Raw genomic sequence first — 16,905 nt, 5'->3', positions numbered from 1 at the left:
ACGCGAACAATCATCGGAGAGTTCGCCGACGAGGCACCGATCAATGACAGACTTGACCGGATAATGAATCATAGTTATATAGTGGGGTACCCATCCAGCGACGCGAGGGAAGCGACCCCATGACGACGATGTCGAACCCCATCCTCTGGTTCGAGCGACCCGGCTCGACCTGGTTCGAGGGGCTTCCTGTGGGCAACGGCCGGTCCGGAGCCATGGTCTACGGCGATCTCGACCACCAGGCCCTCGCCCTCAACGACGAGCAGTTCTGGTCGCCTGGCCCACGAGAGCGTGAGCTGTCAGGCGCCCGCGAAGCACTCGACGAGGTTCGTGATGCCCTCGCCTCAGGCGAAATTCTCCAAGCGCAGGCGGCTGCGCAGCATCTGCTCGGCACGCCACGGCTCGGAGCAGCGTTCCAACCACTCGGCGCGCTGGAGCTCAGCGTCGATGAGGCCTCCCCAGTCTCGATGCGCCGCTCCCTCGACCTTGCCGACGGCGTGGCGGCCTTCGAATGGACACTCGATGAGGACGCGAGCGTGGTCCGCGACGTGATCGCATCGCGCACCCCCTCCGTGTTCATCGTGACGCAGACCGGCGAGCGGGCGACCAGAATGTCAGTGACCTCCCCCTTCGGCGCGACGACCGATGACGGTCTCGTCTTCCAGGGCCGATGGCACGAGGTCGAGCCGAACCGCGTTCTCGTCGCCGACAGCTACCGTGCGAAGCACGTCACGGGCGGCACCTCTCTGCATTTCGGTATCGGGGTACGGGTCCTCGGGGGCGCCTGGACACGCTCCGGTGAGCACATCGTGCTCGAACCGGGCAGCTGGACGATCGCGGTCGCGGTCGCCGTTTCACCGACCGCAGACGGCATCGCCCCCGCGATCGAGGCGTTGTTGGACGATGCAGCGGACCGGCCGACGATCGTCGAGGATGCCCGAGCGGCACATCGAGCAATCTTCGAGCGCTCGCGCGTCGCCCTGCACCTGGACGATGCAGCCGCGCTCACGCTCCGCGGGCTCCCGACCGACCTTCGCGTCCACGCCGTGCGAGCCGGCGGGATCGACGACGAGCTGACGCTGCTGATGGCGGACTACGGACGGTATCTGACGATCGCCAGCAGCATCGGCGGAACGCTTCCTCCCACCCTCCAAGGAGTGTGGAACGAGGACACCGAGCCCGCTTGGTGCAGCAATTGGACCGTGAACATCAACGCTCAGATGTGCCTCTGGAGCGCCGACCCGTTCCACCTGACCGAGAGCGTCGACCAACTCGCGGACCTGGTCGACGGCCTCGCCGTGGCTGGCCAACGCACCGCGCGAGAAATTTACGGGGCGGAGGGCTGGGTCGTCCACCACAACACGGACGTGTGGCTGAACACCGCCCCGACCACACTCGTCGAGGTCGGCCTGTTCCCCGCCGCTGGCCTCTGGTTGGTCCAGCAGTTGTGGCAGCACCACGAGCGGTACCCGGAGCGCGAGTACGCGAAGCGGCTCCTGCCCGCTCTGATCGGCGCGGCGACCTTCGTCGAAGGGTGGCTCGTCGAGGACGAGGAAGGGCGGCTCGTGCCTTCACCGTCGTCCACCCCGGAGAACGCGTACCTCTTGGAGGGCGTGGCTCGGCCCGCCAGCCGAGCAGTCGATCCCGAGTACTGGCGACACGGGTGGCTGGGCATCGCGCCGACACTCGACATCTGGCTCATCCGGGACACCCTGCGGAGCGCGATCACCGCCGTGAGCGCGTCCGCGGCAGCTGCCGACGCTCCAGAGCGGAAGGCGGTGGCGCGATGGGTGTCCGTACTCGAACGACTCCCCGAGGTACCCATCATCGATGGCGAGATTCCTGAGTGGACCTGGGCATACCGCGCACTTGAACTCGGCCACCGTCATCTGTCGCCTCTCTACGAGCTCTACCCGGGGACGGACGACTACGTCAGCGCGTCGCCCCTCGCCGATGCCGCACGCACGACCCTCCTGAAAAGGCAGGCGAACGTCGAGTCGACGTCGAACGGCTGGGGCGGATGGTCGAGGGTGTGGACTGCAGCCGCGTGGGCGCGGCTCCGCGACGGTGAACGCGCGCTCGCAAGCCTCGAGTCGGTCGTTCGCATGGGCACCGCACCTGGTTCACTCCTCCATGCCTTCCCGGAGTTCGACGGCAAGCCGACGGCAGACGCGGTGCACCAGTCGGACGCGAACATGGGCTTCCCGGCTGCCCTCGTCGAACTCCTCGTCCAGAGCGACACCCGCGGCATCACGCTGCTGCCCGCGTTGCCCGCGCGCTGGCGCTCGGGCGCGGTCACGAACCTCCGCGCGTACGGCGGCGTGGATGTGAGCTTCCGCTGGCGCGCGGGATCCGTAACCGACCTCGAAGTCTCCTCGACCGTGACTCGCACCGTTCGGCTGACGACCCCCCATCACGAGCTCGAGCTCTCACTCGTCGGCGGACGGCCACACACCATCGACTTCACCTCGGAGCAGACTCGCTCCAAGGAAGGAACCCCCTCGTGAACATCACTCACATCGAATGCCACCTCGTCGACCAGCCGGCGGCTTCGCCAGCCTTCGACTGGCGTCACGGTCTCCCCGGATCCCCGACCGACCGGGTATCCGCGGTCATCCGCATCATCACCGACACCGGCCACGAGGGTGTCGCCTTCAGCCGCAATGGTGTGATCACACAGGATCTCGTTGATCGCCGTATTCGCGAGGACCTGATCGGCCTCAACGCCCTCGACCGCGAATACATCTGGCACCGGATGTGGGAGCTCGACCGTGTCGAAGAGTTCCCCATCTACACGATGGGCATGATCGACGTGGCCCTCTGGGACCTGGCTTCGAAGCAAGCCGGATTGCCCCTGTGGCAGTTCGCCGGCGGCTTCCGACAGTCGCTGCCGGCGTACGCCTCAACGAGCACGTTCTCGTCGATCGAGCAGTACCTCGACGTGGCGGACCAGTGCCTCGCCCTCGGGTACCGCTCGATCAAGCTGCATGCCTGGGGCGACGCCCGCCAGGATGCCCGCCTGTCTCTCGCGCTTCGTGAGCACGTCGGACCGGACGTGCCGCTGATGTTCGACGGCTCCGCCGGCTTCGACCTCCCCGACTCGATCTACCTCGGCCGCGCCCTCTCCGAGGCTCGGTTCGACTGGTACGAGGAACCGATGCGCGAGTTCAGCGTGCATTCCTACGCTCGCCTTGCCGAGCGCGTCGAGGTGCCACTGCTCGTCGGGGAGACCTCCGACGGAGCGCACTACAACACGGCCGATTTCATCGCCAGTGGATGCGCCACCTCGGTGCGGACGAGCACCGAGCTGAAGGGCGGCTTCACGGGCGCGCTCCGCATTGCCCACCTGGCAGAAGCGTTCCAACTCCGCGCAGAGATCCACGGCCCGGGCATCGCGCACGAGCACCTCGCGATGATCATCCCCAACACCACCTCCTATGAATCGCTGGTCACGAGCAGCACCGTGACGCGCGATCCGATCGTCGATTCTGACGGGCTCATCCACGCCCGCGCCGAACCAGGTGTCGGTCTGCCGCAGGGACTCGACTACCCGGCTGCACTGGCCGCTCACGTGTAACGCACCACCTCACAAAGGAGTTCAGCAATGACGCTGTCCACGCCTCACCCCACGCAGGATCGATCGCGACGAAGATTCGCCGCGACGTTCGTCGCGACCCTCGCGCTCAGCACGCTCGTGCTCAGCGTCCTCCAAGCGCCGCCGGCCCACGCGGCCGTCCAGCAGACGATCTACGTCACACCCACCGGGTCCGACTCCGCTGCGGGAACCCTCGCCGCCCCGCTGCAGACCCTGGACGGAGCGCGTGCTCGCGTCGCAAGCGTCAACTCCTCGATGACGGGCGACATCGTCGTCCAGTTCCGCGGCGGGAGCTACCCCGTTTCCTCTGCGGTCACCTTCGGGATCGCGGATTCCGGAACGAACGGCTACACCGTCAGCTACCAGGCGTATCCGGGTGAGACCCCGGTGTTCAACGGCGGCGATGCGGTCACCGGCTGGACCCTGCAGTCGGGGAACATCTGGGTCGCCGACCTCGCCCGCACCACGAAGTTGCGCACCCTCTACGTCAATGGCGAGCGTGCCGTGCTGGCGCGCAGCACGGGTGTCCAGGCCGCGATCGGCGGGTCCGGGAGTTACACCGTCGCAGCAACCGACCCGTGGGCGCTCGACGGGGGAAGCACGTTCGCGGGCATCACCCTCTCCGGCTCCGGCCTGCCTGCAAGCCTGTCACAGCAGTCGGACATGGAGATCGTCAACCAGGACGGCTTCTCCTTCCACGTCGTCGGACTCACCTCGGTGACGACGTCGGGAAGCAACCGCGTCGCGACCCTGCAGCAACCGATGGGTGCTATCGCCCTGACCACGCCGCAACCATGGGGTTCGGCGTTCTTCGACAGCGTGAAGCTGAGTGCGAACAACTTCTACCTGCAGAACGCGATCGAACTCCTGGATCAGCCAGGCGAGTTCTACTTCGACCGCACCGCTGGCAAGCTGTACTACAGCAAGCCTGCCACCGTCGACCTCTCGACCGCGAGCGTGGTCGCCCCCCGCGCCGAGAAGCTGATGACCATCGCCGGTACCTCGACGAGCGCACGCGTCCACGACATCGCGTTCAGCGGTTTCACCGTCGCCAACATGCACTGGTCATTGCTGGACGTCGGTTCCTCGGTCGGAGCGAGCACCGTTCAGTCGAACGCCCTGTACTCCAAGTACTGGTCGACGGGCAACTGGCACACAGCGGTCGGCCCGAGTGGCACCAGTGGCTACGCGAACACGACCGTCATGCCTGCCGCGGTCGAGGTCCAGAACGCACAACGGATCGCGTTCGCCGCCAACACCTTCACCCGACTGGGTGCCGGTGCCCTGAACCTCGGTAACGACACGGTCGACTCCGTCGTCTCGGGGTCGCGATTCATCGACATCAGCGGCTCCGCGATCACGGTCGGGTCACCGTACAACACCTACATCGGCGACGGCGACCTGCCGACCGGAGTCGAGGGAGCGCCCACCAATGACACGATCACGAACAACGTCGTCGATCGTGCTGGGGCCGAGTTCCTCCAGACGGTGCCGCTCGCGATCTACTACGCACAAGGGCTCTCGGTGACCCACAACGAGATCTCGAACGCTCCCTACACGGGCATCTCGATGGGCTGGGGCTTCAACGACTACTACCAGCACAAGCCGGCCGGGTCGAAGAGCACGGTCGCGGGGAACAATACCGTCGACTACAACATCGTGTCGAAGACGATGACCAAGATGCACGACGGCGGTGCGATCTACACGCTCGGCGCCCAGCCAGGATCCTCCATCTCCCACAACCTCATCGAGCACACAGGTGGTGCATCACAGGGAAATCCGCTGTACACCGACCAGTCCTCCTCCGGCCTCACCATCGCGGCCAACGTCATCGACGACTTCAACGGCACCTGGTGGTGGGTCTGGGGCGCCAACGCCTTCGTGTCGGGGCTGACCATCGCCGACAACGTCGTCAACTCCTCAGGCGTCAGTGAGACCAAACTGCTCCAGGCCGGGGGATCGGCACTCACCACCACCGTGACCGGCAATCGTGTCGGCTGGACGAGCACGGCTCAAGCCACCTCCACAGACGCCGGGCTCCAGGCACCGTACCAATCGCTCGTCGTCGCGGCGAACGGGCAGCGCACACGCAACACCGTCGAGGCGGAGTCCGGTACGTTCGGGGGCCGCGCGCGGGTGGCGACTGATACCGCGGCCTCGGGCGGGAAGGTCGTCGAACGGCTCGACAAGGTCGGCGACAGCGTGTCCTTCCCGGATGTGGCCCAGTCGGACACAGTGACGGTGAAGTACGCCGCAGCGACGTCCGGGACCATCGGCGTCTACGTCGGCTCCACCCGAGTGGCGTCCCTGGCGTTCAGCTCGACTGGAGCGTGGTACGGCACGTACAACACGGTCTCAGTGCCCGCAGCGATTCCGGCAGGCTCAACGGTGACCATCAAGAACGCCACCGGTGATGCCGGGCTGAACGCAGACCAGGTGACGTTCACGCGAGTAGCGGCGGAGTTCGTCGAGCCGGAGAGCGCCGGCACCTTCGTCGGCCGGGCGTTGGCCTGCGCAACCGGTATCACCACCTTCAACCAGGGTGCGGTGTGCCAGCTCGACGTGGTCGGGGATGCCGTCTCGGTCACGAGTGCGACTACGCGCACAGCACTCTCGATCAGGTACGCGGCGCCAGTGGCCGGCGGCATCAGCGTCTATGTGAACGGCACGGATGTCGGCACGCTCACCTTCACGGCGACCGGCGGCTGGTACACCGGTTGGAACCGCGCTTCCCTCACGACGGCCATCCCCGCCGGCGCAGTGGTCACCTTCCGCAACGACGCCGGTGATACCGGCCTGAACATCGACAGCGTGCGGTTCGACTGACACGACGGTCGTGGGCGCGTCTCCTCGAGCAACCGCTCGCGAGATCGCTCACGACCGTCCTTGTCGACGAGCCCGGCGTGGGAGGATTCGTCTGCATCTGTTCGCATCCGTGACGTATCTGGAGATCACGTGTCCCCCCCCCCCCCCGCATGGTCGACGTCGCCAAGCTGGCGGGAGTCTCCCATGTGACCGTCTCCCGGGTGCTCAACAACCGCGACCTCGTGCGGCCCGAGACACGCCAGCGTGTCGAAGACGCGATCGCACAGCTCGGGTACTGACGCAACGAGATCGAACGCGAAAGGACTCAATCTTGCAAGCTGGCAGAATTTCGACGGAGATTCGTTCGCAGACACGGTCGATCTGATCAGTGACCGAGCTGTCAAATGGGTTCGGACGCCCGCCATAGCGAGCGGTGAGCTGCGTGTCTGACAGAGAACCCGCTGCCTGCAAACCTGGCTGGAGCATGGTCGAAGGAGCCAGTTACGCAATGCGGCCGCGACCGCGCGTCGAGCCACCGCCGATCGACCAGCCGCGCCCACCCGCCGACTGTCCACACGATGCGGCGAATCAGGGGTTACAGCGTGAGTACGCGTGAACCGGACGAGGGCCTCCGCCCAGACCATGAGGATAGAGTCAAGATGACTGGTCTCGTGCACCGGTCGGTATGGCGGGTGCAAGTTTGAAAAGAGCAGCTGGTTGAGCGCTCAAATCCGGAGGCGTCGACCTGCAGATCCTCGGCATCGGCGCAACCGGCCGCATCGGCTTCAACGAACCGACCTCATCGCTCGCATCCCGCACGCGAGTCAAGACCCTCACGCCACAAAAACGACGAGACAACGCACCCCGCGGCACTCCCCCACAGCTTCTGGGACTCGATCCGATGCTGCTTTCTACACGCCCGATGCGTGAGCGCGGAGCCGGTGGCGACGATCGTCGCCCCGCTGGGTGCGGCGGACGTGAGTTCGGGGATCGTGATCGTCCGCGTGCCACCCTCGTCTCGGGTGGCGCGGGCTGTGAGCTGCGTTGTCATGACGATTCCTCTCAGTTCCAGTGATTTGGAGTGTTAGTCGATGCGTCCTGCAGCTAGCGAACGATTCCAGCCTTCACCGTGTCGCCTTGGACCGGAATCGCGAGGGAGATCTTGCTCGTGCCGTCCTACGACGACCAGATATGGTGCTGCCCCGCGAGCGGGTTTAACGGCTAGCCTCCTGGAGGGAACCCCGCGTCTATTCCGCGAAAACGCGAACCGCAAGCCGCAATCTCTGGCATCGGAAAAGACCAACGACCGGGCATTTCGGTATCTCTCAGCATTCCGCAGTAACCCTTGACAGAGCCGCCCTGAAAATCGTGAGGTCACGGGATCGACGCCCGTCGGAGCCACTGAAACCCCCGCCTAGCTTCTACATGGTGGGGGTTTCTTTGTGCGCGCCGTTACGAGGTACGCACGGGTTCGCGTGGACGTGGGGCGATGGACGTCCGCGACGCCATCGCCCGCTCCTCGACCTCGATCGCGCCGAGCATGACCACCTCTTCGACCTGACCCGCGCCGCAAACGCAGGCTCGCGCGTGCGCCCGTCCCGACCGGTGCCCTCGTGAGCACGAGTCCGTAACGACGCCCGCAGGGGCCGGCGCTGCCGCCTCACCGCACGGATCGGATCGGCCTGATGAGGAGCCCGGATGCGAGGACGATCCCGGTGGCGACGATGAACACCGCGCCGTACCCTCCGGTCAGGCCCACGATGGCCGAGGTGACGCCCGGGCCCAGGATCTGTCCTCCGGTGTTGGCCATGTTGAGGATGCCGAGGTCCTTCGCCGCATTGTCGGGGCTCGGCAACACCTCGGTGTTCAACGCCTGATCGACCGAGTTGTACACGCCGGTGCCGATCCCGGCGATCAGCGCGTAGACGAGCATCGCCCACGGCTCGGCCACGAAGAACGGGAACAGGGACGCGCACGCGACGAGGAACGCCGATCCGATCACGAGAGCCTTCCGTCGCTTTAGCCGATCGGAGATCGGGCCGGAGATCGCCCCGAAGATCAGCGCGGTCACGAGCTGGATGAGCGCCATCAGTCCGATGGTGCCACCCGCCTCGGCAAGGGGCTGCCCGATGTAGTCCGTGAGGATGTAGAGCTGGTATCCGGTGAGCGAGTACGTACCGAGCACGAAGAGCAGCTTGCCGGACAGGGCGAGGTAGTAGTCCCTCGCGTTTCGCCGCGGGAAGGCGAAGTTCCGGGCGACCATGCCCGCGCTGAACGCCTCCCGCGGGACAGCGGTGTTCGACTTCTCCGGCGCGATGACGGCGACCAGCGGACCGGCGACGACCACCGCGATCGCGAAGACCACCATGCCGGTCGCGGGAGCCGTGACGAACGATGACGCGATGATCTGCGAGCCGAAGACACCGAAGAGGACTCCGACGCCGTACACGGCCGAGTAGGTGCCACGGCGGGCCGGTGGCACCCGGTCCGCGAGCGTCGCCAGCAGGGGCGCGGCGATGGCGTTCAGGAACAGCTGGAACGCCATCCAGAACACCACGACGAGCGTCACCGACTCCGTGGACAGCAATGCGAACAAGGACGCCGAGGCGCCGACCGATCCGACGATCATCCAGGGCGCCCGTCTGCCGAGCCGGCTCCGCGTCAGGTCACTGAGCGCCCCGAACACGATGTTCGCGAGCATCGCGACGATCGAACCGGTGATCGCCAGCAGTGCGACCAGCGCAACCTTGTCGTCCGGCGCGATCTGCTCGAGCCTGGCGGGCAGGAGCACGGCATTGTTCGCGAAGAACGGGCCGATCCACAGGGCGCCGCCCAGGAACAGCGCGAACCCCAGGCGGATCGGGCGGAAGTGCGTGCGGCCGTCGTTCGGCTGCGCGGTGATGCTGGTCGTGTCCGGGGCCCCGCCGGGGCGGGCTTTCGGGGTCGTCTGATCGGGGTGGGACATCGTCGTCCTTCTGCTCGGTGAAGCGTGTTCGGTGAGTGGATCGGTTGAAGGGAGGGCGCCGGCGGGCGCTACCCGAGCGCGAGTCGCGCGGTGGTCGCCGACGGGTCGCCCGAGTACGAGGCGGCTTCGACGAGCACCGAGTCGGCAGCGGGCGCGAATCCGGCGGCGGTCCAGCGCTGGAGGGGTCTCGTCGACGCGGGAACGGTGATCGTCCGCGACTCGCCTGCGCGCAGCTCGACCGGAGCGAACCCGACGAGCACTCGTCCGGGGAAGTCGGGCGCGTCGACGACCGCGTACACCTGCACGACGTGTCGTCCGGCGCGGGTTCCCGTGTTGGTGACGGTGACGACCGCGGAGAACGCCTCGTCGACCACGTCCGTGACCTCGACACCACCGATGGAGAAGGTGGTGTACGAGAGCCCGAAGCCGAGCGGGAACGCCGGCTCGACGCCGTCGCGGTCGAGGAGCCGCTGACCGTGCCAGCGATCGTAGGTGATGCTCGTCGCGTCGATGTCGAAGACCGGCAGATGAGCCTCGTCGGTCGGGATCGAGTAGGGCAGGCGGCCGGCCGCGTCGTGCCGACCGAGCAGGACCTCCGCGAGCGCCGCACCGCCCTCGCTCCCGCTGTACCAGCCGACGAGCACCGCGGGGACCTCCGCGCGCCACTCCTCGGTGATGACCGCTCCCGCTGTCACGATGACGACCACGGTGCGCGCGTTCGCCGCCGCCGTCGCGCGGATCATCTCCGCATCGACCGGCCGCACGCGCAGCGAACGGCGGTCGCCGCCGAGGGCGGTTCCCATGGTGAGCGGCTGCTCGCCCTGATCGAAGCTCAGTGCGGCGGCGACCTCCACGCCGTCCGGCGCCGGCGGGAACAGGGCGAGCATCTGCGGCTGCGATCCGAGGTCGCCCATGTACTCCCCCTCGTCGGCCGCCGTGTAGCCGACGACGACGATCGCCACGTCCGCCGAACGTGCGGCGTCGGCGGCCGCCGCCGGATCGTCGGCGCCGACGAAGTCGATCGTCGCGGCGGGCAGGGCGTCGGTGAGCCCGGCGAGCGGTGTGACGACCGCTGGCGAGCGGACGTTCGACGAGCCGCCGTCCCCGGTGTTCGGCAGGTCCGCGAGTCGGCCGATGACCGCCACCCGTCGAAGTTCGTCAGCCGCGAGCGGAAGCAGTGGTCGACCGTCGACGGCGTCGTTCTTGAGGAGGACTGCGGCGGTGGCGGCGGCTTCCTTCGAAAGCCGGCGGTGGGCGTCGGAGAACACCACCGAGGCGTCGGGCTCCGGATCGAGCTCACGCGCGAAGAAGGCGAGCTGGGTTGCGAGGATACGCCGCGCAGCACGATCCACGTCCGACCACGACGCGCGGCCGGACGCGAGGTCGCCGGGCAGTTCCTCGGCCCGCTGCTGTCGGAACGGCTCCTCGACGTCGAGCCCGGCGCGCAACGATTTCGCCGCATCGCGCAGTCCGAAGATGAAGTCGGAGACCGTCACCCCGTCAAAGCCCCAGTCGCCGCGGAGGATGCCCTCCATGAGCCGCTCGTTCTCCCCCGCCCACTCGCCGTTGACACTGTTGTAGGCGGTCATGATGCCGTCGACACCGGCCTCGACGACGCGGCGGAAGTGCGGGAGGTAGACCTCACGGAGCGTCGCGTCGTCGGCGGTGACGTCCACGGTGAAGCGGGCGTTCTCCATCGAGTTGAGGGCGTAGTGCTTCGCGACCGCCATCGCGTGACGGCGCACACCGCGGGTCAGCGCCGACCCGAACTCACCGAGCAGCAGGCTGTCCTCGCCGTAGGTCTCCTGGGCGCGACCCCAGGCAGGGTGTCGGGGCAGGTTGATGCAGACGCCTCCGAAGAAGTTCGCCCCCTGCGCCCGCATCTCCGCGCCGATCGCCCGGCCGATGCGCTCCTCCAGATCGACGTCCCACGTCGCGCCGCGCGCCATCGCGACCGGGAACGCCGTCGAGTTGCCCATCACGACGCCGCGCGGTCCGTCGCTGAACCGAAGTCCCGGAACACCCAGGCGCTCGATGCTCCCCATGACGATCGGTCGCATGTTGTACCCGGCGCTCATCTCGCCGAGGCCCGGCCAGAAGTCGTCGTCTCCGTCGAGCAGCCAGAGTCGCTCCTCCGGCGTCAGCTGGCCCAGCAGCTCTTCGGCCACGGCCAGGACTGGAGCGCCTCCACGTACGCGTTCGACACTGTCCGAGAACGCCGTCGTTGTGGTCTTCGTCGACATCAGGAAACCTTCCGATTCTTACCTGCATCAGTGCAGGTAAATGAATTGTAGGCAAGCGCAACAAATAGCGCAAGGCGCGATGTGTCAGGCTGATCCAATGGCGCCGGCAAGGACACGCACCCGACTCGCACCGAGCGAACGCCGGGGCCTCATCATCGACGCCGCGACGAGTCAGATCGCCGAGCGCGGTTACAACGCGTTCACGCTGTCACGGCTGGCCGAGGACTGCGACATGACCCGTGCCGGCATCGAGCACCACTTCTCCTCGCGGGAGGAGCTGCTCGTCGCGGTGCTCCGGAGCCGCGACGACCGGGACATGCAGGACATCACCGCCCGGTTCACCGCGGCCGACGAGGCCGGGGCCTGGGCATCGCTCGACGCCCTCGTCGCGCGCAACGCCGAACAACCCGAGATCGTCCGCCTGTACACGATCCTCGGAGCGGAGGCCCTCGACCCGGCCCACCCGGCTCACGAGTACTTCCAGGAGCGCACGCGCGAAGGTCTCGGCGCGCTCGAGGACCTCGCGAGCGGTTGGCATGCGGCCCCCAGGGCCTTCGCGATCGAAGTGCTCGCCCTCCTGGACGGTCTGCAGCTGCAGTGGCTCCGGGATCCGACCCACGATCTCGTGGAGCTCTGGCGCGGCGCGGGTTCCACCCTGTCTCGGAGCCGGTCCGCGCGCACGCACCCCTGAAGCCCGCGCATGCCCCCCGGGAGTCGCCGTCGTCGCCATCCGCCCGGTCCACGCGGCCCGCCGGATGCACGCGCCTGCGGATTCGGGCGCGTCACGTCGGATGAGTAGGCGCCGGGCGATGGCCGACGAACCAGCCCGCTGGCCGAACGTCCTCCCGCCAGCGGGTGATGGTGCCCGTCGGAGCCACGAACCCCCATCTCGCTTCTCCATGATGGGGGTCTTTCTTGCCCTCACATCCTGTGAGACGCCGCTGGTCCGGCGACACCGATCGATCCACGGGCCCGGAACGGCATCGGGACCCTGACGGTGTCGACGCCCCTCCCGGGATCGAGCAGCAGATCAACCGCCATGCGACCCATCTCGTCCTGAGGGAGCGCGATCGATGAGAGCGGAGGCTCGAGCCAACTCGCGAGCTGGCTGTCATCGAAAGCCACGACGGAGACGTCGTCGGGAACGACCCACCCCGCCGCCGACAATGCTTGGTAGGCACCGAAGGCCACCGCATCATTGACGCAGATCAGAGCGGTCGGACGGGCACCGTCGCGCAGGAGCCGCTCCACGGCGCGCCTCCCATTGTGCGGATCCCAATCGTCGGCGACCGGGACGATGCCGGCGAGCTCAGCGCCGTGCGCGGCGAGGCGTCTCCGGATCCCATGGAGCCGCTCGGACAGGGCGAGCGGCGTCCAGCCATGCCACTCCGCCCCTCCGGTCATCCCTTCTTCGAGCGCGCCGACGAAGAAGATGCCATCCCGATGGCCCGCTCCGATCAGCGCGGCCGCAGCGGCTTCTCCGGCCCTGATCTCGTCTGGGACGACTGTCGCGAACTCCGCGTCATCCGCGCTCACGCAGTTGAGGAGCACCAACGGGAGATCGCGGATGACCGGGGGCACGACGACCGAGCGCGTGAACATGGAGGCGTAGATCACGCCGTCGACCTGGCGGTCACGCAAGTCCTCGAGCATGGCGGCCTCCAGTTCCGGGCGACCGAGCGTCTCGACGGTGAACAGGAGTTTGTCGCGGGAACGGAGCCCCTCGAGCGCACCCCGGATCAAGGCATTGGCTGTCGACGTACTGGCGATGAAGTCGGAGACCAACGCCACCGTGCCGGACGTGCCCGTCCGCAGGATGTTCGCAGTGCGGTTCGGCCGATACCCGAGCTCTGCAGCCGCGTCACGCACGCGCTGTTGGGTCTCCTCCGAGATCCGTTGATCGTTGCGCCCGGTCAGGACGAACGACGCGACCGTGCGGGAGACGCGCGCCCGCGCCGCGACGTCCGCCTGGGTGACCCTGGCCATCGAGCCCTCTTCTCGCATCATGGACCGCACCGTGCCAGTGAGTACTGCTTGTCACCGCGATTGACGAATCCGCCCGCTTCCGATTATAGTCACCAGCTAACAGCAGTTAGCAGCGTCTGGCGACGTCTTCATGCCACGACGCGCGCGCCCTCATCCACTCAGCAAAGGAGCACGACGTGGTTGTGCAAGAACTCTCAACCAAGCGACAGCCGAACGAATGGTGGGTCGGCTTCGTCTGCGGCATGGCCACCTTCGTCGACGGCATGGCGCTCACCGGAATCGGCACGGCGCTGGTCCTGTACCAACAGTCGGTCGGGCTCACTCCCAACGAGGTCGGCTTACTGACCGGCATCAGCACTGCAGCGGTCGCTGCAGGCGCACTCGCGGGGGGCCGCCTCGGCGATCAGCTCGGGCGACGACGTGTCTTCCTTGTCACCATGGCTCTGATCGTCATCGGCGCCGGCCTGGCCGCAACGGCCCCGCAGTTCGGGCTGCTCGCGATCGCCGTCGCCCTCTTCGGGCTCGGCGTCGGGGCAGACCTGCCTGTTTCCCTGGCCACCATCTCCGAAGCGGCTTCCGACAAGAACCGCGCCAAGATCATCATCTTCTCGAACGTGTTGGGCACCCTGGGCATCGCTACGGCCATTCTGACCACGGTCGTGGCCGGCGGCCTCGGAGGTGTGGGCGGACAGATCCTCTTCGGTGGTGTCGCCGCAATCGGGCTCGTCACCTTCGTCCTCCGACTGACGGTGCCGGAATCGCGTTCGTGGTCGACCGCGAAGTCCGAGCAGACGCAGGGCATCCGCACCATCCGGGCAGACACGTCTCAGATCAGGGACCTCTTCCGGAAGCCGTACCGCCGCGCGACCTGGACACTGCTGATCTACTATTCGCTCACCACCTTGGCGGTGACGATCGGCGGGTCGTTCGGCACCTATGTCGCAGTGAACGTCGCGAAGGTCGACATCCAGCAGTACTCGGCCGTCTCCCTCCTCGGACTCCCCGCGGCGATCCTCGCCGCCCTCTGTTTCATGCGCGTCGCAGACACGTCTCTCCGTATGCCGTTCTACGTGGTCGGTGCGATCGGCGTCGTCGCGTCGTACCTCGTTCCGGCGGTCTTCGGGTTCACCTTCGTCACGGTCATCGTGTCGGTACTGCTCGTCATCGTCGCTGGAGCCTTCTGTTACGAGACGATGATGAAGGTCTGGACGCAGGAGTCCTTCCCGGTCCTGATCCGGTCGACGGCGCAAGGCCTCGTCTACGGCACGTCACGGATCGCCGCAGCCCTGCTCGCAGTCGTGACGCCGGCATTGCTCACCTTCAATCCACGGGGGCTGTACATCGCGCTCGCACTGGTCAGCATGGTCGGCCTCCTCGTCGGCTACCTGGGATTCCGGCGGAGCGTCGGGACCGCCTTCGATCACGAGGACGAGGCTGACCCGGAGTCCGGGACCGTCCCGACCTCGACCGTCGATGCCGCATCGCCAACTTCCTGAACGGAACGAACACATGACACTCACTCCCATCTCCACCTCCATCGACGGGCGAACACTCCGGGGGACGATCTACCGCCCTCCCCATGCCACAGGCCCCCTGCCGACGGCGGTCCTCCTGCACGGATTCGGCTCCAACAGGATGGAGAGCGGGCTCTTCACCAGGCTCGGTCGCGCATTGGCCGATGCGGGAGTCGTTTCCGCCGCCTTCGACCGAACCGGGCAGGGCGAGAGCGACGGCAGCTTCACCGACATCAGCGTGGAGCGCGACCTGGCCGATGCGCTCGGGATCGTGCGCGCGGTCGCGCCCCTGGACATCGTCGACGACACCCGCATCCACCTCATCGGAATGAGCATGGGGGCCGTCATCGCGAGCGTCGCCGCCGCTCAGCTCCGTGGGCGGATCCGGTCCCTCACGATGCTGTCGCCCGCCGCCTCGTTCGCAGATGAGATCGGCTCAGGCACACTACAGGGCCGCACCTTCGACACGGCCGAGGAACTCGGCTACTTCGACTTCTCCGGCAGCCGCCTCGGCACCGACTTCCTGAAGAGTGCGCCGGCGTTCGACGTCTACGGCTCGGCCCGAGGGTACGGCGGTCCGGTCCGAGTGCTGCACGGCACCGCGGACTTCATCCCCGTCGCCTACGCCGAGCGGTACCGCGAGATCTATCCCGACCGAGCCGAGATCACGTTGATCGACGGCGCCGACCACGGCTGGGCGTCGGTGCCGACACGTGACCTCGTCGTCTCTGAGGTCGTCGAGTTCGTCACCACGCACTCATCGCTCGACTGACGACGCTCACACACTCGACGCGAACCCCATCACATCGACCCAGGAGACTCCATGCCGCTCGACCCGTTCTTCATCCAACGCTTCACCGAACGGGAGGAGCTGGTGGCTCGAGGGTACGACGCAGCCCACATCCACGAGGAGTTCACCCGCTCGCCCGATGCGTGGACACCTCCCGACGACGTGGAGATCTCGGAGGTCACCGTCGATCACGAAGGTCACAGCGCGCGAGCCCGACTGTACCGACCGCGCGGGACGTCCTGGAGCGGTCAGACTCGCGTGATGATGCTCCACGGTGGCGGATTCACCTCCGGCTCGATCGACTGGGCGGAAGCGCACGTCGTGGCGGCCGAACTGGCCACCAGACGTGGCGCGATCGTCCTGTCGGTCGACTACCGGCTCTCGGTCGGTGACTCCGGCAGGTATCCGGCGGCGCTGGACGACGTCCACGCTGCGTGGTTCTGGCTCATGCGCGAGTACGACACCGATGGAGCAGCCTTCATCGGCGGAGGCAGTGCCGGCGCGAATCTCGCCGCTTCAGTCGCCATGAGACTGCGGGATGAGCGCGGTCGCACACCGGACGGCATGCTCCTGGCATACGGGGTCTTCCATTTTCCGTTGCCGAGCAGCGGTCCGGACGTCGCCCGTGCGCTGCACGCGCTGCCCAGCTCGGCGCGTGCGACACCGGACGACATGATCAGCGCGCAACGGAACTACGTCGGCCGTATCCACGGCGTGCCCAGGTACGCGATGCCTGGCCACAGCGACTTGAGCGACATGCCCCCCGCCGCGATCCTCATCAGCGAGTACGACGACCTCCGGGAGTCCAGCGAGTTCTTCGCACGCCAGCTTCAGGACGCGGGTGTGCCGGTGAAGGTCCGGCTCGCGCGGGGGATGATCCACGGACATCTGAACTGGCACCCCGGCCCGACTCTGCCGGAGGTCGAGGCCGGGATCGGCTTCTTCGCCGACCAACTGCCAGCCACCGAGCCTCGCGAGTAGCGGGCGCCCGCGAGTCGACGGCGACCACT

General features: G+C 67.2%; 10 protein-coding genes and 2 pseudogenes. 9 read left to right on the top strand and 3 right to left on the bottom strand.

Going from position 1 to position 16,905, the window contains the following annotated elements:
* Positions 1-119 precede the first annotated feature (119 nt).
* The 5 genes and pseudogenes from KXS11_RS00255 to KXS11_RS00235 all read left to right on the top strand — a co-directional run.
* Entirely contained in the window at positions 120-2,504 is a 2,385-nt protein-coding gene (locus KXS11_RS00255) for a glycosyl hydrolase family 95 catalytic domain-containing protein (RefSeq protein WP_437383399.1), read from the top strand.
* Positions 2,501-3,574, top strand: a complete 1,074-nt coding sequence (locus KXS11_RS00250; RefSeq protein ID WP_437383397.1) for an enolase C-terminal domain-like protein — start codon at positions 2,501-2,503, stop codon at positions 3,572-3,574. The genes KXS11_RS00255 and KXS11_RS00250 overlap by 4 nt, the downstream gene beginning before the upstream one ends.
* A 27-nt stretch (positions 3,575-3,601) precedes the next feature.
* Complete coding sequence (locus KXS11_RS00245) at positions 3,602-6,418, top strand: hypothetical protein (RefSeq protein WP_437383396.1); 2,817 nt, start codon at positions 3,602-3,604, stop codon at positions 6,416-6,418.
* 149 nt (positions 6,419-6,567) lie between these two features.
* A pseudogene (locus KXS11_RS00240) lies at positions 6,568-6,693 on the top strand (LacI family DNA-binding transcriptional regulator); the annotation flags it as partial.
* Positions 6,694-7,127: 434 nt separating this feature from the next.
* A pseudogene (locus KXS11_RS00235) lies at positions 7,128-7,259 on the top strand (glucosamine-6-phosphate deaminase); the annotation flags it as partial.
* A gap of 798 nt (positions 7,260-8,057) precedes the next feature.
* Here the strand turns inward: KXS11_RS00235 and KXS11_RS00230 are convergent.
* Positions 8,058-9,362: an MFS transporter gene (locus tag KXS11_RS00230; RefSeq protein WP_437383394.1), complete on the bottom strand. Its 1,305-nt coding sequence runs from the start codon at positions 9,360-9,362 to the stop codon at positions 8,058-8,060.
* A 68-nt stretch (positions 9,363-9,430) separates the two neighbouring features.
* Positions 9,431-11,605 (bottom strand): beta-glucosidase, encoded by a 2,175-nt coding sequence (locus tag KXS11_RS00225; protein ID WP_437383392.1) that lies wholly within the window; start codon positions 11,603-11,605, stop codon positions 9,431-9,433.
* 97 nt (positions 11,606-11,702) lie between these two features.
* Between KXS11_RS00225 and KXS11_RS00220 the strand changes: the two genes are divergently transcribed.
* Complete coding sequence (locus KXS11_RS00220; protein WP_437383391.1) at positions 11,703-12,296, top strand: TetR/AcrR family transcriptional regulator; 594 nt, start codon at positions 11,703-11,705, stop codon at positions 12,294-12,296.
* Between the two features lie 230 nt (positions 12,297-12,526).
* On the opposite strand, the gene KXS11_RS00215 is transcribed toward KXS11_RS00220, so the two are convergent.
* On the bottom strand, positions 12,527-13,591 hold the full coding sequence (locus tag KXS11_RS00215; protein ID WP_437383389.1) for a LacI family DNA-binding transcriptional regulator: 1,065 nt from the start codon (positions 13,589-13,591) through the stop codon (positions 12,527-12,529).
* Positions 13,592-13,767: 176 nt separating this feature from the next.
* On the opposite strand from KXS11_RS00215, the gene KXS11_RS00210 reads away from it, so the two are divergent.
* Genes KXS11_RS00210 through KXS11_RS00200 form a run of 3 tightly spaced genes read left to right on the top strand, consistent with a single transcriptional unit; the run spans position 13,768 to position 16,876 of the window.
* Positions 13,768-15,087: an MFS transporter gene (locus KXS11_RS00210; RefSeq protein WP_437383387.1), complete on the top strand. Its 1,320-nt coding sequence runs from the start codon at positions 13,768-13,770 to the stop codon at positions 15,085-15,087.
* Between the two features lie 13 nt (positions 15,088-15,100).
* Entirely contained in the window at positions 15,101-15,877 is a 777-nt protein-coding gene (locus KXS11_RS00205; protein WP_437383386.1) for an alpha/beta hydrolase family protein, read from the top strand.
* Positions 15,878-15,928: 51 nt separating this feature from the next.
* On the top strand, positions 15,929-16,876 hold the full coding sequence (locus tag KXS11_RS00200) for an alpha/beta hydrolase fold domain-containing protein (RefSeq protein ID WP_437383385.1): 948 nt from the start codon (positions 15,929-15,931) through the stop codon (positions 16,874-16,876).
* Positions 16,877-16,905: the final 29 nt, after the last annotated feature.

Source organism: Plantibacter flavus (assembly GCF_051487245.1).
Lineage (GTDB): Bacteria > Actinomycetota > Actinomycetes > Actinomycetales > Microbacteriaceae > Plantibacter > Plantibacter flavus_B.
This window is presented reverse-complemented; position numbering and strand designations above follow the sequence as displayed.